General features: G+C 70.9%; 16 protein-coding genes. 4 read left to right on the top strand and 12 right to left on the bottom strand.

The features are described from left to right. Positions 1–121: 121 nt before the first annotated feature. Positions 122–898, bottom strand: coding sequence for an SDR family oxidoreductase (locus ACFXKZ_RS27465; protein WP_380003693.1), 777 nt, complete (start codon positions 896–898; stop codon positions 122–124). A gap of 176 nt (positions 899–1,074) precedes the next feature. On the opposite strand from ACFXKZ_RS27465, the gene ACFXKZ_RS27460 reads away from it, so the two are divergent. Beyond that, the gene (locus ACFXKZ_RS27460; protein ID WP_380003692.1) at positions 1,075–1,950 is read left to right on the top strand and encodes a helix-turn-helix transcriptional regulator; all 876 of its coding nucleotides are present in this window, start codon (positions 1,075–1,077) and stop codon (positions 1,948–1,950) included. Between the two features lie 120 nt (positions 1,951–2,070). On the opposite strand, the gene ACFXKZ_RS27455 is transcribed toward ACFXKZ_RS27460, so the two are convergent. After that, entirely contained in the window at positions 2,071–4,392 is a 2,322-nt protein-coding gene (locus tag ACFXKZ_RS27455) for a glycosyl hydrolase family 18 protein (RefSeq protein WP_380003691.1), read from the bottom strand. A 549-nt stretch (positions 4,393–4,941) separates the two neighbouring features. Between ACFXKZ_RS27455 and ACFXKZ_RS27450 the strand changes: the two genes are divergently transcribed. Continuing rightward, positions 4,942–7,443, top strand: a complete 2,502-nt coding sequence (locus tag ACFXKZ_RS27450) for a collagenase (RefSeq protein WP_380003885.1) — start codon at positions 4,942–4,944, stop codon at positions 7,441–7,443. A 56-nt stretch (positions 7,444–7,499) separates the two neighbouring features. Here ACFXKZ_RS27450 and ACFXKZ_RS27445 read toward each other — a convergent pair whose 3' ends face one another. From ACFXKZ_RS27445 to ACFXKZ_RS27410, 8 genes are all read right to left on the bottom strand, one after another. Continuing rightward, entirely contained in the window at positions 7,500–8,525 is a 1,026-nt protein-coding gene (locus ACFXKZ_RS27445; RefSeq protein WP_380003690.1) for a LacI family DNA-binding transcriptional regulator, read from the bottom strand. Positions 8,526–8,634: 109 nt separating this feature from the next. Beyond that, a complete protein-coding gene (locus ACFXKZ_RS27440) occupies positions 8,635–10,143 on the bottom strand; it encodes a rhamnulokinase family protein (RefSeq protein ID WP_380003689.1) in 1,509 nt (502 codons plus the stop codon). Beyond that, positions 10,140–12,182 carry a bifunctional aldolase/short-chain dehydrogenase gene (locus tag ACFXKZ_RS27435; RefSeq protein WP_380003688.1) on the bottom strand — a complete coding sequence of 681 codons (2,043 nt, stop codon included), beginning with the start codon at positions 12,180–12,182 and terminating at the stop codon, positions 10,140–10,142. The genes ACFXKZ_RS27440 and ACFXKZ_RS27435 overlap by 4 nt, the downstream gene beginning before the upstream one ends. An 83-nt stretch (positions 12,183–12,265) precedes the next feature. Further along, positions 12,266–13,432, bottom strand: a complete 1,167-nt coding sequence (rhaI, locus tag ACFXKZ_RS27430) for an L-rhamnose isomerase (RefSeq protein WP_380003687.1) — start codon at positions 13,430–13,432, stop codon at positions 12,266–12,268. A gap of 73 nt (positions 13,433–13,505) precedes the next feature. Then, the gene (locus ACFXKZ_RS27425) at positions 13,506–13,955 is read right to left on the bottom strand and encodes a S26 family signal peptidase (protein ID WP_380003686.1); all 450 of its coding nucleotides are present in this window, start codon (positions 13,953–13,955) and stop codon (positions 13,506–13,508) included. Further along, a complete protein-coding gene (locus ACFXKZ_RS27420) occupies positions 13,952–15,835 on the bottom strand; it encodes an ABC transporter ATP-binding protein (RefSeq protein WP_380003685.1) in 1,884 nt (627 codons plus the stop codon). Before ACFXKZ_RS27420 ends, ACFXKZ_RS27425 begins: the two co-directional genes overlap by 4 nt. Continuing rightward, entirely contained in the window at positions 15,832–16,005 is a 174-nt protein-coding gene (locus tag ACFXKZ_RS27415; protein WP_380003684.1) for a hypothetical protein, read from the bottom strand. Before ACFXKZ_RS27415 ends, ACFXKZ_RS27420 begins: the two co-directional genes overlap by 4 nt. Before the next feature lie 43 nt (positions 16,006–16,048). Continuing rightward, complete coding sequence (locus tag ACFXKZ_RS27410) at positions 16,049–16,225, bottom strand: hypothetical protein (RefSeq protein ID WP_380003683.1); 177 nt, start codon at positions 16,223–16,225, stop codon at positions 16,049–16,051. A 258-nt stretch (positions 16,226–16,483) separates the two neighbouring features. Between ACFXKZ_RS27410 and ACFXKZ_RS27405 the strand changes: the two genes are divergently transcribed. After that, positions 16,484–17,023, top strand: coding sequence for a TlpA family protein disulfide reductase (locus ACFXKZ_RS27405; RefSeq protein ID WP_380003681.1), 540 nt, complete (start codon positions 16,484–16,486; stop codon positions 17,021–17,023). Between the two features lie 319 nt (positions 17,024–17,342). Here ACFXKZ_RS27405 and ACFXKZ_RS27400 read toward each other — a convergent pair whose 3' ends face one another. Then, complete coding sequence (locus tag ACFXKZ_RS27400; protein WP_380003680.1) at positions 17,343–18,644, bottom strand: ATP-binding protein; 1,302 nt, start codon at positions 18,642–18,644, stop codon at positions 17,343–17,345. 251 nt (positions 18,645–18,895) lie between these two features. Here ACFXKZ_RS27400 and ACFXKZ_RS27395 point away from each other — a divergent pair, with 251 nt between their 5' ends. Further along, the gene (locus ACFXKZ_RS27395) at positions 18,896–19,771 is read left to right on the top strand and encodes an aldo/keto reductase (RefSeq protein ID WP_380003679.1); all 876 of its coding nucleotides are present in this window, start codon (positions 18,896–18,898) and stop codon (positions 19,769–19,771) included. 135 nt (positions 19,772–19,906) lie between these two features. Here ACFXKZ_RS27395 and ACFXKZ_RS27390 read toward each other — a convergent pair whose 3' ends face one another. Further along, a complete protein-coding gene (locus ACFXKZ_RS27390; protein WP_380003678.1) occupies positions 19,907–21,799 on the bottom strand; it encodes a spherulation-specific family 4 protein in 1,893 nt (630 codons plus the stop codon). Positions 21,800–21,814: the final 15 nt, after the last annotated feature.

Raw genomic sequence — 21,814 nt, 5'->3', positions numbered from 1 at the left:
GCCCCTTGGTTGCCCGGGCCCCCCCCCCCCGCCCCCGGCGCCCCGGCGGGGCCCCCCCCGGCCGCCGGGCCCCCGCGCGGGGGGCGCCCGGGGCCCCCCCCCCCCCCCCCCCCACGACAGGTCAGGCGGCCTGCCCGGTGGGCATGATGGTGATCTGCTGGAAGTTCACCCGCGGCGGCATCGTGGCGATGAAACCGACGGTCTCCGCGATGTCCTCCGGCGTGAGCCACTCCATGCTCTCCTTGGCGCCCGCCAGCCATTCCCGCGCGCCCGGGTCGGTGACGTGGCTCTGCAACTCGGTGCCGACGATGCCCGGTTCGAGCGCCGAGACCCGCACGTTCCGCGAGCCCAACTCGGTGCGCAGGTGCCGGGACAGGTGGGTGACGTACGCCTTGGTCCCGGAGTAGACGGCGAAATTCGGGAAGATGTTCTGCGCCGCGATCGACGAGGTGTTGATCAGGTCGGCCACCCCGCGCTCGGCGGCGGCCGCGATCAGCTGCGGGGTGAACGCGCCGATCGTGTTCATCAGCCCGGTGATGTTCAGGTCGATCTGCTGCTTCCACTGGTCGGCCGCCAATTCCTCGATCGGGGCGGGCAGCATGACGCCGGCGTTGTTCAGGAGCAGGTCGGCGCCGCCGAACTCGGCCGCCACCCGGGCGGCGGCGTCCGCCAACGCCGCGGCGTCGGTCACGTCGGCGGCGATCGCCAGCGCGCTGCCGCCGTCGCGCTCGATCCGGGCGACCAGATCCGCCAGCCGATCGGCCCGCCGGGCCAGGACGACGACGCGGGCACCCAGCGCGGCCAGCTTCTCGGCGGACGCCGCACCGATACCGCTGGAGGCGCCGGTGACGACCGCGACACGACGGGCCGACGGGCGGGACATGGTGTTCATGGACATGGTGCGTACCCTCCACGGGTGAGCAAAGTGGGCCGCGGTCGGTTCCTCTCGACCGCTCATCCAGCACACCACTCCCACGAGCCCGTGTGGACGCCATGAATGGCCCTGCGGAAACAGGTACCGACAGGGCCGGCCCGGTGCGGATTGGGCACCGGCGACCTGCGCACACTGGTCCCATGGACCGCACCAAGGAAATCTCCGGGTTCCTGCGCTCACGACGCGCCGGAATCACCGCCGAGGAGGCCGGGCTGCCCGCCGACGGCCGGGTCCGCCGCGTGCCCGGCCTGCGCCGGGACGAGGTGGCCCGCCTGGCCGGTGTGAGCACGGAGTACTACACGCGCCTGGAGCAGGGGCGCGCGCACAACCCCTCCACGGAGGTCGTGGCGGCGATCGCGCGTGTGCTGCGGCTCGACGACACCGAGCGTGAACACTTCACCGACCTGCTGGGCTCCGACGCTCGCCCCGGCCGGCGTACGCCGGCCGGGGCCGCCCAGCGGGTGCGGCCGGGGCTGTACCTGATGTTGGAGACCCTCGACCGGGTGCCGGCGTTCATCCTGGGCCGACGTACCGACGTACTGGCCACGAACCGGCTCGCCAGGGCCGTGCTCACCGACTTCGACGCGCTGCCCGCCACCCGGCGCAACCTGGCCCGGTACTACCTCCTCGACCCCGAGGCCCGCGAGCGTGTCGGCGATTGGGAACGCCTCGCCGCGGAGACGGTCGCCATGCTCCGATTCGAGGCGGGCCGCTACCCCCACGATCGCCGGCTCGCCGATCTGGTCGGCGAACTGACGCTCAAATCCCCCGAGTTCAGCGGATGGTGGAACGACCACCGGGTGCTGCGCCGCACCCATGGGGCCAAGCACTACCGCCATCCCCTCGTCGGGGACCTCCACTTCGCCTACGAGTCCTTCCAGGTCCCGGGCGACACGGAGCAGACCTTGTGCGTCTACAACGTCGAGCCGGCCTCCCCCACCGCCGAGGCGCTGCGGATCCTGGCCGACTGGACCGCACCCGAACTCCCCGCCGCCGACGCCCCGCACGCCGGCTGACGGGTCGACGGCGACGGCGCCCGGAGGCGCCGCCCACGACGAGGCGCGCACGACGGCGGACGACAAGGAAGGCCGGGAGGCAGCCACTCACCGCCTCCCGGCCTTCCGATCAGGGGGCCGTTACTTCAGCCCGTTGTCGACCGCGGTCATCAACACCCCGGTGTCCCCGCTCATCTCCCAGATCATCGCGCCCAGGAGATTCTTCGAACGGAGCCAGGCCGTCTTCTTCCCGATGGACCATGCGTCGTCGAAGGTCCACCACTGGCCGTTGTTGCCGGTGAAGCCGTAGGTCGAGACCGACTGCTCGTCGTGGTAGACGGTCAGGTTCGGTACCGACGACATCAGGTTGGCGTAGCCCCTGGTGCCGGCCTCCTCCGGGAACTGGCCCGGTGCGGCGCCGTGCGCCTCCTGCCATTCGCCGTGCGCCCCACCGTCGGCGACGCCCTGCCAGCCGCGGCCGTAGAAGGCCAGGCCGAGGGCGAGCTTGCGTGGGTCCACGCCCTGGTTCAGGTAGTAGTTGACGGTGGTTTCCACGCTGAACTTGGTCGGGTACGGGTCCCCCGCGTCCTGGTACAGGTTGCCCTGGTCCCCGGTGCGGTTCGGTTCCCAGCTGTTGTCGCTGCCGGAGCCGTGGAAGTCGTAGCCCTGCACGTTGGCGTAGTCCATGTAGTCGAACACGCTGGGCGTGCCGTCGCGCGTGGTGATGTCCCAGCCCACGTCCAGCTTGCCGGGGTCGGCGGGGGTGAACGCGGTGAGCAGGTAGTGCTTGCCCGTGGTCTGGCCGTACGCGTCCATCTGCTTGCGGAACTCGGCCATCAGCAGGGTCAGGTTGTTCTTGTCGTCCGCGGAGATGTGGTTGCCCGCGTGACCCTCGGCGCCCGGCCACTCCCAGTCGAGGTCGAAGCCGTCGAAGATCCCGGCCGCGACGCCGTTGCCGCCGCGTCCGTTGGTCACCGGCAGATTGCCCTTGAGGTACATGTCCACACAGGACTTGGCGAACTTCTGCCGCGACGCGTCGGTCTTGGCGACGTCGGAGAAGTACCTGCTGTACGTCCAGCCGCCGACCGAGATCAGCGCCTTCAACTTCGGGTACTTCGCCTTGAGTTGCTTGAGCTGGTTGAAGTTTCCGGCCAACGGCTGGTCCCACGTGTCGGTGCTTCCGTTGACGGATTCCCCGGCGCTGAAGCCCTTTTCGTAGTCCGCCCACGAGTCGCCCGCGCCGTCACCCTGGTTCGGGTCCTGCGGACCCGGAGTGGTGGCCTTGGTGACGCCGTTGAGGCAGGTCAGGTTGACCGGGTCGATGTTGGAGAAGGAGTAGTTGAGGTGCGTGAGCTTGGCCGCGGCACCGGTGGTGTCCAGCGACTTCATCGTGTAGGCGCGGCCGTAGATGCCCCACTGCACGAAGTAGCCGACGCGGAAGTACTCGCCGCCCGGGGTGCCGCCGCCGGTGGTCTTGACGGTGAGCGGCGCACTGGCCGGGCCGGTCTGGTCGATGGTGTCGCGAGCCACCACGGTGTACGTGTAGGTGGTGTTCGCGGTCAGACCGGTGTCGTTGTACGAAGTCCCGTTGACGGTGGCGATCTTGCTGCCGCCGCGCAGGACGTCGTAGTTCTTGACGCCGTGGTCGTCGGTGGCCGCCGTCCAGTTGAGGGTGAGCGACGTGTCGTTCACGCTGCTCGCCGTCGGTGTACCGGGGGCCGTCGGGGGTGTGTCCGTACCGCCGCCGGGCGCCGTGCGCAGCGTGGCGGTCGGCGATGTGGGTCCGGTCTGGTCGATGCTGTCCCGCGCCACGATCTTGTACGTGTACGCGGTGTCGGCGGTCAGACCGGTGTCGGTGTACGCGGTCCCGGTGACCGTGGCGACCACGGAAGTGCCTCGGTAGACGTCGTAGTTCTTGACGGCGTGGTCGTCGGTGGCCGCGCCCCAGCTCAGCGAGATGGAGGTCGAGGTGGTCGCGGTCGCGCTCGGCTGACCGGGCGCGCTCGGCGGGTTGTCGGTCGGCGGTACGCCGTCACAGGGGCCGCCGTTGATCTTGCAGCCACTGGGACTTCCGGGGCCGGAGCCGACGAAGCCGAACTTGACGCTCGCCCCGGGCGCGACCGAGCCGTTGTAGTTACGGTTCTTGGCGGTGTAGTGCGTTCCGGACGAGGTGATCAAGGCGTCCCAGTACGCGCCCACGGAGGTGCCGGCGGGAAAGTCCCACTCGACGGTCCAGGCCGTGACGGCGGTGGTACCGGTGTTCTTGATCGTCCACTCCCCCTGGAAACCGCCCCCCCAGTCGGAGGTTTTGGCGAAGGTCGCGGTGGCCCCTTCGGCGGCTTGCGCGGGTGCGGCGGACAGGCCGACCATCGCGGCGAGCGGGAGGAGCAGGCTCGCACAGATGGCGACGAATCTCTTGCCGGGCTTGGTGCGTTTGGTGCGCCACACGGTTTCGATGGCCATGGGTGCTCCTGGATTTCGGGATCCGACGGAGAACCTGTGCCCCACAATGAGCCGGGTTGTCCGGCTCACACAGTAGGGCGAGCGTAATGAAGGTCTGGACCAATAATCAAGGTCTAGACCAGTAGCGGCGAGGTGCCGGCAAGTCCCGGCAAAATCGGCCCGCCCGAACCCCCCTGCGCCCGCTGCCGTTTCGTTGGCCGCACTCGGTGTTCGATACCCCTTCACGCAAAATGTGATTTGTGACATGGTACATGTCACGCAGCGGCCCGGACGCTCCCCTTCCGGTCCACGGCGGCACCAACTGCCTTGCCACCGTTGGTTCTTCCGGCGAGGCAGCGAGCAGTACCACGCACGCGCCGGCTCCGCCTCTCTCCCCGAAACGGGGCCGGCGACGAAACCGCTCATGCCGTTGCACCACCCCTCATCGGAGGCGCGCGTGCGCGTGCCCTCTGTTCCGCAAGGAGACGGTCTTTGCGAACCAATCGATCGACCCATTCGGCACGACAGGGAAGACTCCGCCGCGTCGCGGTGGTTGCCGTATCACTCGCCATGGGCTTCGGGTTGTTCACCCAGCCCGGATCCGCCGCCCCCGCCGATCCCGGCACCGCGGCGGCCCCGATCCCCGTGGCCGCACCGCTCGGCGCACCCCCCAGCGCCTCGGCCGACCAGTCCCCGCACACCCAGGCGAAGCCGCTGCCGGTCCCCGACCGGCCGCCGCTGTCCGCGAACGTGTCCGACAACGCCCGGCGCGACTACGACGACCCGGCGTCGGCCGCCCGACCGGCCCGGCCGTCGATGGCCGCGACGAACCAACGGGCCGCCGCGGCCGGTTGCTCGGTCGCCGACTTCGCGAGCCGTACCGGCGCCGCGCTGGTCACGCAGATCAAGTCGTCGACGACGGAGTGCGTGAACACCCTGTTCACCGTCTCCGGGACCGACGCCCGCTCGATCTTCCGCGAAGAGCAGATGACCACGGTCGCCTACGCTCTGCGCGACCTCGCCGGCTCCTACCCCGGCAACGGCAGCACGAGCGCGCCGCAGGTGGTGCTGTTCCTGCGCGCGGGCTACTACGTGCAGTGGTACGACCCGACCACGGTGGGCACGTACGGCCCCGCGCTGAAGACCGCGATCCGCTCCGGTCTGGACGCCTTCTTCGCCAACTCGCACTCCTCGGACGTCACCGACGCCAACGGCGAGACGCTGGCCGAGGCGGTCACGCTGATCGACAGCGCCCAGGAGAACGCCCGCTATCTCTACGTGGTCAAGCGGCTGTTGGCGGGCTACAACAGCTCGTACGACGCGTCGTGGTGGATGAAGGCCGCGGTCAACAACGTCTTCACCGTGCTCTTCCGCGGCCACCAGGTACCCGAGTTCGTCACCGCCGTGCAGTCCGACCCGAGCACCGTCGACGCGGTCGACGCCTTCGCGAGGGCACACCGCGACCTGCTCGGCACCGACCGCGCCTACCTGACCGTCAACTCGGGCCGCGAACTGGCCCGCTTCCTCCAGTACGCGAGCCTCCAGGCCCGGGTGCGCCCGATGGTGCGAGCCCACCTGAGCGCCACCTCGATCACCGGGCCGACCGCGGCGATGTGGGTCGCGCTGGCCGAGGGCACCGACTACTACGACAAGGCACAGTGCGCCTACTACGACACCTGCAACCTCCAGGCGCGGCTGACCGCGGCGGTGCTGACCATCGACTACACCTGTAGCCCGAGCATCCGCATCCGGGCCCAGGAGATCAGCCAGGCCAACCTCGCCACCGCCTGCACGAGCCTGCGCAACCAGGACTCGTACTTCCACGGCGTGGTCAAGGACAGCGGCGCGGTGGCCAACGACCACAACACCACGATCGAGGTGGTGGTCTTCCACTCCAGCGCCGACTATCAGACCTACGCCGGCGCCATCTTCGGCATCGACACCAACAACGGCGGCATGTACCTCGAAGGCGACCCGAGCGCGGCCGGCAACCAGCCGCGGTTCATCGCCTACGAGGCCGAGTGGACCCGGCCCGCGTTCGAGATCTGGAACCTCAACCACGAGTACACGCACTACCTCGACGGCCGGTTCGACATGTTCGGCGACTTCAACGCGGGCGTGACCACACCGACCATCTGGTGGATCGAGGGCTTCGCGGAGTATGTCTCCTACTCCTACCGCAACCTGCCCTACGACGCCGCGATCACCGAGGCGGGCAAGCACACCTACGCGCTGAGTACCGTCTTCGACACCACCTACTCCAACGACACGACCCGCATCTACCGCTGGGGCTACCTCGGCGTGCGCTACATGCTGCAGAAGCACCCGGCGGACATCACCCGCCTGCTCGGCTACTACCGCACCGGCGACTGGGCCGGCGCGCGCACCTTCCTGACCTCCACCATCGGCACCCGCTACGACAGCGACTGGTACACCTGGCTGGCCGCCTGCGCGGCGGGCGAGTGCGGCGGCGGTGGCACACCCACCAACCGCCCGCCGACGGCCGAGTTCAGCAGCGCGGTCAGCGGCACGTCGGTCGCCTTCACCGACACCTCCACCGACTCCGACGGCACCATCGCCGCCCGCGCCTGGGACTTCGGCGACGGCACCACCTCCACCGCGGCCAACCCGACCAAGACGTACGCGGCCGGCACCTACACCGTGAAGCTGACCGTCACCGACAACGGCGGCGCCACCGCGACCGTCAGTCACACCGTCACGGTCACCGGCGGCGGAGGCGCCACCGAGTGCACCGACCCCGACACCCGCGTCCTGGGCAAGAACTGCGGCCGCACCTCGGTGTCGGCGGGCGCGAACGCAACGGCCTGGTTCTACATCTACATCCCGGCGGGAACCGCGCGTCTGAACATCGTCACCACCGGTGGTACCGGCAACGCCGACCTCTACTACAACAGTGACAACTGGGCCACGCCCACGGCCTACACCGCCAAGTCCACCCAGTCGGGCAACGCGGAGACCCTGACCATCACCGCACCGCCCGAGGGCTACCACTACATCTCCCTCTACGGACAGCAGGCGTTCGCCGGCACCTCGGTGACGACGAGCTACTGACCGACCCCGCCCGGCGCGCCCACGAGGCGCGCCGGGCGGACCGCGGCGGCGGGGTCCTACCGGGCCTCGCCGCCGTCGATCGTCGACTCACGGACCACCAGTTCCGGGCGGAAGACCACCTGGCGGTGGGTGTGGGTGTCGGGGTGTTCGCCCTCTTCGAGGAGGAGTTCGGCGGCGGTACGGCCGAGGCGGTAGGTGGGCTGGCGGATCGAGGTCAGCGGGACCGCCGAGGCCGCGGCGAACTCGATGTCGTCGTAGCCCACCACCGCGACGTCCTCCGGGATGCGCACGCCGGCGCGCAACAACTCGCGCATCAGGCCCAGGGCCAGCAGGTCGTTGGCGCAGAAGATCGCCGCCGGCGGTGGGCCCGCGTCGAGCAGACGCCGGGCCGCCTCGGCGCCGGATCTCGCGTTCATCGCGGGCACCGTGACGTCGCGGGTGGAGGTACCGAGCCGCAGACCCGCCTCGCGGAGCGCGGCGCGCATGCCGCGGCGGCGGTCCTCGCACTGGCGGATGGACAGCGGGCCGGACACGAACGCGAACTCGCGCCGGCCGGCCGCCACCAGGTGTTCGGCGGCCAACCGGCCGCCCAACACGTCGTCCACCGCCACCGAGCACAGGTCCGCGCGGTCGCCGCCGCGATCGAGCAGCACCACCGCCAGGCCCCGGGCGCGCAGGTCCGCCACCGGCAGTTCCGCGTCACGCGCGGGGGTGACCAGCACGCCGCGCACCCGCTGTTCCTGGAGTACGCGCAGGTATCGCTCCTGCTTGGTTCCGGAGTCGTCCGAGTTGCAGAGGATGACCACCGAACCGGACTCGTTGCAGACGTCCTCGACGCCGCGCGCAACGTCGGTGAAGAACGGGTTGGCCACGTCGAGGACGATCAGGCCCACCGTGTTGGCCACGCCCGAACGCAGCGACCGGGCCGAGTCGTTGCGTACGAAGCCGAGCAGTTCCACCGCTTCGAGCACCCGATTGCGGGTGGACTCGGCCACCCGCTCGGGGTGGTTGAGCACGTTGGACACCGTGCCCACCGACACACCGGCCCGGTGGGCCACCTCTTTGATGCTCGACGTCGTCATCCGGGATCGATCCGCTTCTCCAGGCCGGTCCGGGGTCGGGCCGGCGGGTCCGACCCCGGCAGCCTATGCGGTGTCGGGGCGGATCCCCGAACCGCGACCGGCGATGGCGTCAGGCCGGCGATTCGGTGCGCTTGGGCAGGCGATCGGCGGCTCGGGCCCAGTCGCCCGCGTCGGGGCGGGGCTCGTGGCGGCGCAGCGGCTGAGTGGTTCGGACCAGTGCGCGCAGATCCGCGAGCGAGCCCGGCACGACCCCGGCGGCCCGGGCTTGGACGAGCAGGTTGCCGAGCGCCGCGGCCTCGGTCGGGCCGGCCACCACCGGCAGGGCGCACGCGTCGGCGGTGGCCTGGCACAGCAGCGTATTCAGCGCGCCGCCGCCGACCACGTGCACCACGTCGACGGCGCGCCCGGACAGGCGTTGCGCGTCCCGTATCGCCCGGCGGTAGGCGAGCGCGAGGCTGTCCAGGATGCAGCGCACCGTCTCCCCCGGCGTCCGCGGGACCGGCTCGCCCGCCCGGCGGCAGGCCGCCGCGATGCGCTCGGGCATGTCGCCGGGCGGCAGGAAGGCGGGATCGCCCGCGTCGACGAGGAAGCGCAGCGGCGCCACCCGCGCCGCGTCGTCGAGCAGCCGGTCCAACGATTGCGGCCGGCCGAGGCGGTCCCAGTGCCGCATACATTCCTGGAGCAGCCACAGGCCCATCACGTTGCGCAGGTAGCGCACCGTGCCGTCGACGCCCAGTTCGTTGGTGAAGTTCGCCCGGCGGCTCTCCTCGCTGCGCACCGGCGCGTCGAGTTCGACGCCGACCAGGGACCACGTCCCGCTGGAGATGTACGCGAAGCGCTCGTCACGGGCGGGGACGGCGACCACGGCCGAGGCGGTGTCGTGCGAGCCGACGGCGGTGACCCGGACCCCGGCGGGCAGTCCTGTCTCCGCCGACACGTCGTCGGTGAGCGTGCCGGCCGTAGCGCCGGGTGCGCGCAGTGGAGCGAACAGGTCGGGGTCGAGGTCGAGTTCGGCCATGATCGCGGTGGACCAGCGCCGGGTGTCCGGGTCGAGGAGTCCGGTGGTGGAGGCGTTGGTCAGTTCGGTACCGGCCTCGCCGGTCAGCCAGTAGGAGATCAGGTCCGGGATCAGCAGCGCCCGCCGGGCCGGGCCGAACTGCGGGGTGTCGGCCGCCGCGACGAGTTGGTGGATGGTGGTGAAGCTCGCGTGTTGGATTCCGGTGAGGGCGTACAGCCGCTCGGCGGGGACGCGGGCGTGCACCCGTTCGGGGATGCCGGTGGTGCGCTCGTCGCGGTAGTGCACCGGGTTGCCGAGCAGTGCACCGCTCGCGTCGAGCAGTCCGAAGTCGACGGCCCACGCGTCGATTCCGATGCTCGTCGGGGTGCCCGCGGTACGGCCGGCGGCCCGCAGGCCGTCCAGGACGCCGCCGTACAGGGCCAGGACGTCCCAGTACAGCGTGCCCCCGACGCGCACCGGACGGTTGACGAAGCGGTGTGCCTCGGTGACGCTCAACACCTCGGGACCCACCCGTCCGGCCAGCACCCGGCCGCTGGAGGCGCCGAGATCGACGGCGGCGAAGACGTCCGGGTAACTCCCGTGCCGGTTGCGTGTGTTCATCGCAGGAACGCCGCGGCGACGCCCGCGTCGACGGGGATGTGCAGGCCCGTGGTGTGCGACAGGTCGCCGGCGGTCAACGCGAACACCGCGTTGGCCACGTGCTCCGGCAACACCTCCCGCTTGAGCAGGGTGCGCTGCGCGTAGTACTCGCCCAACTTCTCCTCCTCGACCCCGTACACCGCGGCCCGTTGCGCGCCCCACCCGGCCGCGAAGATGCCGGATCCGCGCACCACGCCGTCGGGGTTGACGCCGTTGACCCGGATCCCGTGCGGGCCCAGCTCGGCCGCCAACAGCCTTACCTGGTGGGCCTGATCGGCCTTGGTGGCGCCGTAGGCGATGTTGTTCGGGCCGGCGAAGACGCCGTTCTTGGACACGATGTAGACGATGTCGCCGCCCAGGCCCTGCTCGATCATGGTCCGGGCCGCCTCGCGGGCGACCAGGAACGAGCCGCGCGCCATCACGTCGTGCTGCACGTCCCAGTCCTGTGCGGTGGTCTCCAACAGCGGCTTGGAGATGGACAGTCCGGCGTTGTTGACCACCAGATCCACCCCGCCGAACGCCAGCGCGGCGGCGGCGAACGCGGCCACGACGCCCGCCTCGGAGGTCACGTCCACGGTCACCGGCACGGCGCGGTCCGCGCCGCCGAGGGAGGCGGCCACCGCCGCCGCGCTCGCCGCGTCCCGGTCCGCGACCACCACGCACGCGCCCTCCGCGACCAGGCGTTCGGCGATGGCCCGGCCGATGCCCGAACCGGCGCCGGTGACCAGGGCCACCCGGGCGGCCAGCGGGCGCGGCCGGGGCAGGCGGGCCAACTTGGCCTCCTCCAGGGCCCAGTACTCGATCCGGAACTTCTCCCGCTCGTCGATCGGCGCATAGGTGGAGACGGTCTCGGCGCCGCGCATCACGTTGATCGCGTTGAGGTAGAACTCGCCCGCCACCCGGGCGGTGCGCTTGTCCGCGCCGAACGAGAACATGCCCACCCCGGGCACCAGGACGATCGCCGGGTCGGCGCCGCGCATGGCCGGCGAGTCGGGTTCGGCGTGGCGCGCGTAGTAGGCGGCGTAGTCGGCCCGGTAGTCGGTGTGCAGTTCGCGCAGTCGGGCCGCGACCTCGCCGAGCGGCGCGTCGGCCGGCAGGTCGAGGACCAGCGGGCGGACCTTGGTGCGCAGGAAGTGGTCGGGGCAGGAGGTGCCCAGCGCGGCGAGGCGGGGGTGCTCGGCGCGGGACAGGAAGTCCAACACCGGTGCGCTGTCGGTGAAATGCCCGACCCGGGCGCCGTCGGTCGAGGCCAGGCCGCGCAGCAGCGGGGCCAACGCGGCGGCCCTGGCCCGGCGTTCGGGTTCGGGCAGCGGTTCGGCGAGCACCTCGCCGAACGGATGGCGGGCGGGGTCGAATCGTGCCGCGATGAACTCCTCGGCGGTGCGGATGATGTGCAGCGAATTACGCTCGCACTCCGCGCTGGTCTCCCCCCACGCGGTGATCCCGTGCCCGCCGAGGACGCACCCGATCGCCTGCGGGTTCGCCGCCCGGATCGCCGCGATGTCCAGGCCGAGCCGAAAGCCGGGACGGCGCCACGGCACCCAGAGCACGGTGTCGCCGAAGCACTCGGCGGTCAGCTTCTCGCCGTCGGCGGAGGTGGCGAGCGCGATGCCCGAGTCGGGGTGTAGGTGGTCCACGTGCGCGGCGTCGAGCAGACCGTGCATCGCGGTGTCGATGGACGGCGCGGCGCCGCCTCGACCGTGCCCGCAGAAGTCGAACGCGGCGACCATCTCGTCCTCGCGGTCGTCCCCCGGGTACACCGCCGTCAACGCGCGCAGCCGGTCCAGGCGCAACACCGCGAGCCCGTCCTCGGTGAGGGTGCCCAGGTCGCCGCCGGAACCCTTGACCCAGAGCAGGTCCACCGGGGTGCCGGTGACCGGGTCGGTGCCGACGCCCTTGGCGGAGGTGTTGCCTCCGGCGTAGTTGGTGTTGCGCGGATCCGCGCCGAGCGTGTGCGAGCGACGGAGCAGGTGCTCGACCTCGGGTGGGGTGCCGGACATCGGCGGGTCTCCTCGTGCATGGAGGTGGTGGGGATGGAGGCAGGGCGGGGCGTGGCGGGATGGGTCGGCGAGGGCCGAGAGGGTCAGGCGCCCCAGCCGGCCTGTGTACCGCCGACGCGCTCGGCGCGGATGCGCTCCGCGTAGCCGGAGGCGTGGTAGGCGGCCACCGGGTCGGGCGCGAGGCCCTGCTCCTCGCGCAACTCCCGGAGCAGTGGGCGGACATCGGTCGCGTAGGCGTCCATCAGCACGGCGTTGGCGGCGAGGACGTCGCCCGCCCGCTGGGCGGCGGCCAACTCCTCGGCGTCCACGAGGAGCGCCTTGGCGGTGGCCTCCTGGACGTTGGCGACCGAGCGGATCTGGGCGGGGATCTTCGGCTCGATGTTGTGGCACTGGTCGAGCATGAAGTTCACCCCCCCGGCCGGGTCGAGGCCGCCGCCGCGTACCACTTCGTGCATGATCCGGAAGAGTTGGAACGGGTCGGCGGCGCCCACCATGAGGTCGTCGTCGGCGTAGAAGCGCGAGTTGAAGTCGAACGCGCCGAGCCGGCCCCGACCGAGCAGGAACGCGACGATGAACTCGATGTTGGTGCCCGGCGCGTGGTGCCCGGTGTCCACGCAGACCACGGCCCGGGGACCGAGTTCGAGACAGTGCGCGTAGGCGGTGCCCCAGTCCGGGACGTCGGTCATGTAGAAGGCGGGTTCGAAGAGCTTGTATTCGAGCAGGATGCGCTGGTCGGCGCCGAGACGCGCGTACACCTCGGCCAACGCCTCGGCGAGGTACGCCTGTCGGGTGGCGATGTCGCCCTGGCCCGGGTAGTTGGTGCCGTCGGCGAACCAGAGCTTCAGGTCGCGGGAGCCGGTGGCATCCAGCACATCCACACAGGTGAGCAGGTGGTGCACGGCCTTGCGGCGCACCCGGGCGTCGGGGTTGGTCACACTGCCCAGGCGGTAGGCGTCGTCCTGGAAGACGTTGGCGTTGATCGCGCCGATCCGCACCCCGTGCTCGTGCGCGTGGGCGGCCAGGTGCGCGTAGTCGTCGACCCGGTCCCAGGGGATGTGCAGGGACACGAGCGGCGCCACGCCGGTGAGGGCGTGCACCCGGGCCGCGTCCGCGATCTTCTCGTACGGATCACGCGGGACGCCCTCCTGGGCGAACACCTTGAAGCGTGTACCGGAATTGCCGTAGGCCCACGAGGGCGTCTCGATCCGCTGGGCGCGCAGGGCGGCCCGCACCGCCTCGATGTCCTGCATGGGGGCTCCTGACACCAAGAATGAAACGTTTCAATTCACTGAAGGGGAACGTACGTCTCCCACCGAGAGCGCGTCAAGACCGGGAACGCCGGGGGCCGCCGCGGACCACGCCCAGGACGGTGGTGGTCGGGACGTAGCCGAAGTGTCGGGAGTCCTGCGACCGGGGGGCGTCCCCGCGCACCACCAGGGACCCCGGGGGCACCATCGCCCCCGTCGTCGCCCGCACCGCCGGCCGCACCTCGCGCGGCACCGGGTCGCCGGGCACCGCGATCACCCGCTTGACCAACCAGCGCAACTCGTCGGTGTCGCCGAGGCGCACGGGGTTGCGGAAGACGATCGCGTCGCCGCGCCGCACGGTGGCCGCGCGGCGCACGACGAGCCGCTCGCCGTCCACGAAGGTGGGCGCCATGCTCATCCCGGTCACCCGGACCAGCGCGATCCGTGACCGCACCGTCCGCACGCCCAACAGGATGCCCACGCCCAACCCGGCGGCAACCGGCACGCCGCATCCGACCCGGTTCACTGCGCGTCCTCCGCGATCCTCGTCGAGTCGTCCCGCCGGTCCACGTATCCGGCCGCCTGAAGACCGAACAACCTGGCATAGTGCCCGTCGGCCAGCGCCATCAGCTCGTCGTGCGGCCCGAGTTCGGTGATCCGCCCGTCCGCGAGCACGGCGATGGTGTCCGCGTCGCGCAGTGCGCCGAGGCGGTGCGACACCAGCAGTCCGGTCCGCCCGGCCCGGTGTCGACGCAGGGTGCGGTGCACGTCGTGTTCCGCCTCCGGATCCAGGCCCGAACTCGGCTCGTCCAGGATCAGCAGATCCGCGTCCACGCGCATCAACGAGCGGGCCAGCGCGACGCGTTGCCACTGGCCGCCGGACAGGGTGACGCCGGTGCGCTCGTCGTCCTCGTCCAGGTGCACCCGGCTGAGCTGGGTCCGGTAGCCGTCCGGCAGTGCGGACAGGTCGGCGTCGATCCCCGCCAAGACCGCGCCGGCCCGGATCCGGTTCACGTTCGAGCGGTGGGCCAGGTCGCCGATGCCGATGTTCTCCGCCGCCGAAAGGTCGTAGGTCATGTAGTCCTGGAAGGTCACCCCGATCCGGCGGCGCAGCGCGGCCACGTCCATCGTGCGAATGTCCACGCCGTCCCAGCGGATCGTGCCGCGTTGCGGGTCGTAGAACCGGCAGAGCAGTTTGATCAGCGTGCTCTTGCCGGTGCCGTTGCGGCCGACCAGGCCCATCGCCGTGCCGGCCGGGATCACCAGATCGACCCCACGCAGCACCCACGGCCCGTGCTCGTCGTAGCGGAACCACACGTCGTCGAACTCCAGTCGCCCGCGCAGCGCCGGCACCGGGTCGGTGCCGCCGATCAGGTCGTCGGGGGTGTCCATCAGATCCAGGAAGTGGCCGAACAGACGCACCGCCTGGGCGGCCACGCCGGCCTGCACGACCACACCCGTGAAGGCGCCCTGTACACCCGCCGCGGCGGTGGTGAACAACACCACGTCGCCGACCGTGAACCGGCCGTCCGCGGCGCCGGCCACCACCACGACCATGCCGAGCCCGGTCACCGCCGCGTTCAGTGCGGCGAAGCCGGCCTGGACCAGCATCGCCCTTCCGGCCACCGCGAGTTCGGCGTCGGTGGCCTCCGCGAGCGCGCGTACCAGGCGGCCGTGCAGGAAGTCGCCGAGCCCGAACAGGCGGATCTCCTTGGCCGCGCGCGGATCGGTGAGCAACGATCGGTAGAACAGTCGGCGGCGCTGCCTGCCGGAGGTTTGCTCCAGTACGGCCACCTGTCGGCGGGCCGTCGACAACCGGGCGAGCAGTGCGGCGACGCCGACCAGGAACAACAGCCCCACCATCGGCGGCCACACCGCGAGCAGCACGCCGGTGAACCCGCTCAGCGCGGCGGCCGAACGCACCATCTCCTGGCTGAACATGGTGATGTTGTGCGGCGCGTCCTCGGAGGCCTGCTGAGCCAGCCGCAGCCGATCGTGGAACGCGGGGTCCTCGAAGCGGCGCAACCCGCGGAACTCATCGACCTTGGCGAACAGTTCACGCTCGACGGTGATCACCAGGCGGCGCCGGACCACCTCGTCGAGGTGATTCGTCACCTGCATCAGCACCGCGAGCAACGCGGCGAGCCCCGCGATCGCGAGGCTCAGCGCCACGGCCCGCCCGGAGTCGACCCGCTCGCCTCGACCCAGTTCGTCGAAGAGCAGTTTGGTCAGCCATGCCGCGACGGCGGGCAGTACACCGATCAGCACGGTGCCCGCCAACAGCGCCACCGCGCCCACGGGCGCGGCCCGGAACTGGAGCGCGAGCGCCACCTTCACCGCGCGCGGACGCAACCGGGACCCCGGAGGCGTGCTCCCCTCCGGGGTCCCGTCGGAGTGCGTGATCAACAGGGGTAGCCCTGCCGATAGGTGCACACGCCGTTGCAGTTGTAGCGCCACTGGTAGCCCAGGTAGCAGTAGCACAGCTGGTTGACGTACTCGACGCACGCTCCCGCGCGCTCTTCCCGCATGACCAGGCTCAGGAGCCGGTCGCCCATCCTGTCGACGGCTCGCTTCATGTCATACCTCCGGAGGTTTGGTGGGGTGGGGGCGCAGAGCCGATCACTGCCAACAGGAGAGACCGCTGTTGACGCACTGCCCGGTGCAGCTGAGCACGTAGCGGTAGTTGTTCCGACAGGCGCACCACTGCCCGTGCTCCGGGATGCACGCCCCGGCCATTTGCTCTCGAAGGACGAATCCCAACAGTTTGTCGCCCATGGTGCCGATCACACGGTTCATCGTGGACCTTCCCTTACCGGGTCGATTCGGCGGAAGCGGTTTGTGCTTCCGCCGACCGCGACGCTAAACCCGTTCGCCGCACGCCGGCAAGAGAAGTCGAGAAATCGAAATCGATGCGTGGGTCGATATTCCACGACGAAACCGAAACGGCCTGTTGCAATCGGTGCGGTCGGGGTTACATTTCTTCGGCCCCGCACGTCGGCCGGGTTCGTACTCTCCGTACCGGCGGGCATCCTTCGCCATGTCGGGAGAATCCGCATGCCCATCCTGATTTCCGCCGTCGTTCTGCTCGCCGCACTGACCGTGCTGAACCTGCTGCTCACCTTCGGAATCGTGCGCAAGCTCCGTGCCCAGGGCGCGGCGGGCGCGGGCGCGGACCTCGACCCGGCGGACCTGCTGCTGCCGGTGGGCTCGACCGCGCCCGAGTTCGCCGCGGTCACCGTCGCCGGCAAGACCGTGTCCCGGGAGCGGCTCGGCGCCGCCCTGTTCGGTTTCTTTTCCCCGAATTGTCCGGCCTGCAAGGAGCGGATGCCGGCATTCCTGGAGGTCGCGCGCCGGGCGGGCGAGGACGGGCGGCGGGTGCTCGCCGTGGTGCACGGCGACGAGGCGGAGACCCGTGAGCAGGTGGCCGCGCTGACCGGCGTGGCCCAGGTCGTGGTCGAACCGGTCGGCGGCCCCCTCGGCCTGGGATTCGCGGTCGCCGGATATCCGGTGTTCGGCCTGATCGACGAGAACGGCACGATCACCGCGAGCGGGTTCGACCCCAAGTCCCTTTCCGTCGCGCCGGCGCGGGTGTGAACCGACGTATTCCGGCGAGTGCGGGCGGATTCCGGGCGGGTCGATTATCGAATCGGCGGCTGTTTTGGCAACGACCGCCCTCGTCGGTGAATTCTCGAAATCGACCGTCCGAAACGGAGAACCGAACCCAAGGCATTCGAACGTCGCAGTACTACCGGAATCAAATATCTACCGATGGCGCGTCCGCCGGGTGGCGAGCGGCCGGTTTCCCGGACCGGTGCGCCCGGCGAGGGCGGGTATGTGTACCGGAGTCGCCGATGCGGCGTACGGCCGAGCGCGGTGGGTCGTGGCGGCTTCGTCGGCGCAAGCGCCGGTCGGGTCACACCCGCGCATGGGTGGTGATGTCCTCCTCGAAGAGTTCGACCATGCTCGCGGTCACCGTGGGGCGGGACTGGGCGAGTGCGTCCAGGTAGTCGCGCGTCCGCGCGCCGGGGCCGCCCGCTTCGCCGGCGTCGTCGCGGCCGTCGGCGCCGTCGTTGCCCTCGAACAGGTCGCGCTCGAACGACGCCTGGGCCGCGATCCGCGCCGCGTGCCCGATGTCGGCGGGGGTGAGCAGGTCGCTGGCCGCCACCAGTGCGTCCAGGTCCACGTCCGGGCGGGCCGAGGCGTGGTGGGTCCACATCGCCCGGCGGGCGTCCGCGTCCGGGGTGCCCACCGGGATGATGTAGTCGAACCGGCCGGGCCGCAGGAACGCCGGGTCGAGCGAGCGCACCGAGTTGGTCGCGCAGACCAGGAGCCGATCGCCGTGTTCGCGGAACGCCGGGATCAGCTTGAGCAGTTCGTTGGTCACCGCGTGCCCGGCGCCGGGTCGGGCGTGCCGGATCGGCGCGATCTCCTCGACCTCGTCGATGAACACCACGATCCGCTCCAGTCGGGCCAGTCGCCCGAACGCCTCGCGCAGCGCCGCGGCGAGGTTTCCGCCGTCGGCCAGGCGCGAGGGCAGCAGTTCCACGAACGGCCAGCCGAGCCGGGAGGCGATGGCCCGGGCGAAGGTGGTCTTGCCGGTCCCCGGGGGCCCGAACAAGGCGATGGCGCGCGGCGGTTCGACCCCGTGCCGCAGCGCCCGCCCCGGATCGGCGAGCGGGAGCACCACACGCCGCTCGATCAGGTTCTTCTCCACCTCCATGCCGGCCACCTTCGACCACAGGTCGCCCGGCAACATGCGCCCGCCGAGCCGGTCCAGGGTCTCCGCGACGTGGTCGTCGACCGGCTCGACCTTCTCGAAGTAGGCCACCGCGGGCCGCCGTTCGTAGCCGGCGTTGCGCAGCCCCAGTTCGCGCGAGTCCTCCTCGGGCAACACGTACGCGATCCGCCGCACCCGCTCCTCGACCAGTCGGCGCTCCAGGGCGAGCAGCAGCGTGCTGGTCAGACCCAGGCCGCGCGCGCCGGGCGAGATGGCGATCCGCATCACCCAGGCCCGTCCCTCGGAGACCGTGGCCAGCGCCGCGCCGACCACCGCGCCGTCGCGCCGGGCCACCACCGCCGGTTGGCGGGAGGCCAGTGCGTGGATGCACTCCGACAGCGAGAACACCGACTCCTGACCGAGCCCGGTCGTGGTGTCGATCAGGTGCACCACCGCCGCGAGGTCCTCCTCGCGATAGTCCTGTACCAGCCAGACCATGAATCGCTCCATCCGTGGATCCGGTGCCTCGACGAGTGCCACACACTAGGCAGCGCCGGCCCGCGGCGAATGTGTCGTTGTGTACAAGTGCGTGCCCCGACTTGGTCACCTCGTGGATGGACATCCAAGCCGCGACCGGGCAGCGGTGAGCGCAGGTCATCGCCGTTCGGGCGGTCCGTGGGGGCAGAATGGGCTTCGACCTCGCCCGTGCCGTCCGGCCCGTCGGGCCGCCCGACCCCAACGGAGAACCCATGACCGTCTCGTCCGCGTCCGGCCCCGCCCAGGCGTCCGGTGTCTTTTCGATCGGCGGCGACCTGCCGGTGCATCGACTCGGATTCGGAGCCATGCAGCTCACCGGGGCCGGTGTCTGGGGCGAGCCGAAGGACCGCCCGGAGGCGATCCGGGTGCTGCGACGCGCCGTCGAACTGGGGGTGAACCTCATCGACACCGCCGACTCCTACGGCCCGTTCGTCAGCGAACAACTGATCCGCGAGGCCCTGCACCCGTACGCCGACGACGTCGTGATCGCCACCAAGGGCGGGTTCGCCCGCACCGGCCCGGGCGAGTGGCACGAGCTGGGCCGCCCCGAATACCTGCGCCAGCAGACCGAACTGAGCCTGCGTCACCTGGGCCTGGAGCGGATCGACCTCTACCAGCTGCATCGGATCGACCCGCGGGTCCCGCTCGCGGACCAGGTCGGCGAACTGGCCCGGCTGCGCGAGGAGGGCAAGATCCGGCACATCGGCCTGTCCGAGGTCACCGTCGAGCAACTGCGCGAGGCACGCGAGATCGTCGAGATCGTCTCCGTGCAGAACCTGTACAACCTGGTCAACCGCAAGGCCGAGAGCGTGCTCGACTACGCCACGGCGGAGGGCATCGCCTTCATCCCGTGGCACCCCATCGCCACCGGACAACTCGCACGCCCGGGTGGGCCGTTGGACACCCTCGCGAAGCAACGGGGGGTGGCCCCCGCGCAGCTGGCGCTGGCCTGGCTGCTGCGTCGTTCGCCGGTGATGCTCCCGATCCCCGGCACGTCAGGCGTGGCGCACCTGGAGGAGAACACCGAGGCGGCCCGGGTCCGGCTCACCGACGACGACTTCGAGACGCTGTCCGCCATCGGCCTGTGACGCACGTCGCCCGCCCCGTCCCCGAATCGGGGCGGGGGCGGGGCGGGCGGTTCGCGGCGTGGTGACCCGGTCGCCACGCCGTTCGGTGGGGGGCATCCCGACCGAGGACGGCGGCCGGGATGCCCGTTCATGGGGTCACTGCTGGACGATGGTCAGGTAGGAGGCCGCCCAGGTGCTCGGCTCGCCGCCCTGGATGGCCAGCTTTTGCGTGCCTCCGTTCAGCGTGCCGAACACCGAGGTCGGAATCCGCCACACGAACTGGTCGTTGGTGCTGGAGACCAGCGGCGACGGCGTCAGCGACACCGTCTGCCACATCCCGGTCCAGTCCGCGCCGTTCTTGGTGGCCTTGTACAGGAAGCCGTTCTCGAGCATGAAATCGGCCCCGACGCCGGGCCACACCGGACCCGTGACGTAGCCGGTGTTCGCGTTGTTGTCCGCGTCGATGAAGACCCGGTGCGTGCCGAACGGCAGCTGGTAGGTCGCCTTGTACTCGGCCTGGGTGGCGGTCAGGGTCGCCGTGACGTTCACGATCGGTCCGCCCGCCGGCGGCGGCGGGGTCAGCGAGACCTGCGCGGTGTGCGCCGACACCCGACCGGTGACATCCCGGGCGACCACGTCGAATGTGTGGGTCGTACCGGGCGTCATGTCACCGAGCCGTGCCGAGATCTGGCTCGCCGGCACCGTCGCCATCCGGGCGTTGTCCTGGTAGATGTCGTACGCCTCGACGGCGGCCGAACCCGGCGTCGACGCGGTCCAGGACAGCTGCACCGAGGTGGGACCGGCGGTGGCGCCGGTGAAGGACCCCGGCACACCCGGCGCGTTGGCGCCCGGTGCCGAGGTGGTGACGTTGCGCGCCGGGCTCGCGGCCGACAACACCCCCGCGTCGTTGCGGGCGCGAACCGTGAACGCGTAGGCGGTCGATGGGTTCAGGTCCGTCGCGGTGAACTGCGAGGTCCCGGTGGTGCGATGCGGCACCGAACCGATCCGGACGCCGTCGCGGTAGACGTCGTAGCCGGCCACCGTGCTCGGGCCCGCGTTCGGCCAGCTCAGCTGTACCGACGTGGCCGAGGTGGTGACGGCCGCAGGTTGCGCCGGCGTCGCCGGAGCGGCGGTCGGGGCGACCTTGGCCGCGGCCAGTTCCGTCGACCAGTAGGACGGGCCGGGAAGGCTGTCCCACGGGTTGGGGTCCAGTTGGTCCGGGGTGACGTAGACCGTGCCGGCGTTCTTCTGCTTGCTCTGCGCCACCGCCGACGGCATCTGCGCCTCGGTGGTCTCGTAGATCAGGTGCCAGAACTTGGCCGGGTCGGAGTCGAGTTCCCACTGCGGCGGGGTGAACGCCTGGTAGTCGGTGTAGCTGCCCTCGAAGGTGACCTGGATGTCGGCCACGTTCTCGTAGCACTGTGGGATGTCGATCCCGGGATTGTCCACCACCAGCGCACCCGGGTGGTTGCGCTTGGTGTACGCGGTCAGCGCCCGATACTCGTCGGCGTACGCGTTCGTCCCGTTCGGGCCGCAGCTGTTCTGGCCCTGGTCGAAGAAGATGCCGTCGATCTCGGGGCCGTAGAGCCGGTACCACTTGTCCACGTCGTGCTGGATCTGGATCCGCCACGCCGCGATGCTCGTGTCGCCGAGCCGGGTGCTCTTCGGGGCGCCGATGGTGTTGGTGCCGAAGTAGCCGGTGTCCACGTAGGCGATCACCTTGCCGCCCGCCTGACGCACCTGTCGGATCGCGGCCTTGAACGTCTCGTTGGGCGCGTTCTCCTCGAAGTTCGGCCCGTTGGCGACGTTGACGACGGTCAGCCCCGGGGTGCCCGTGCCACTGGCAAGGGTGGCCCAGGCCGTCCCGCCGGACGGGACGCCCGGGTGGAAGTAGGCCGGTACACCGACCTGTTGGTTGATGCCCGGGCCGGGGTCGGCGTGGGCGGCCGGCGCGGTCGCGAGCAGCGACCCGCCGAGCAGTGCGGCGGCGGCGGTTCCCGCCGCGGCAGTGCGCGCTCTCCACGAGCGGGCACGAGAATCCGTGCGCATGCGTACTCCTTCTGG

Source organism: Embleya sp. NPDC059237 (genome assembly GCF_042754105.1).
In the GTDB taxonomy this organism is placed as follows: domain Bacteria; phylum Actinomycetota; class Actinomycetes; order Streptomycetales; family Streptomycetaceae; genus Embleya.
This window is presented reverse-complemented; position numbering and strand designations above follow the sequence as displayed.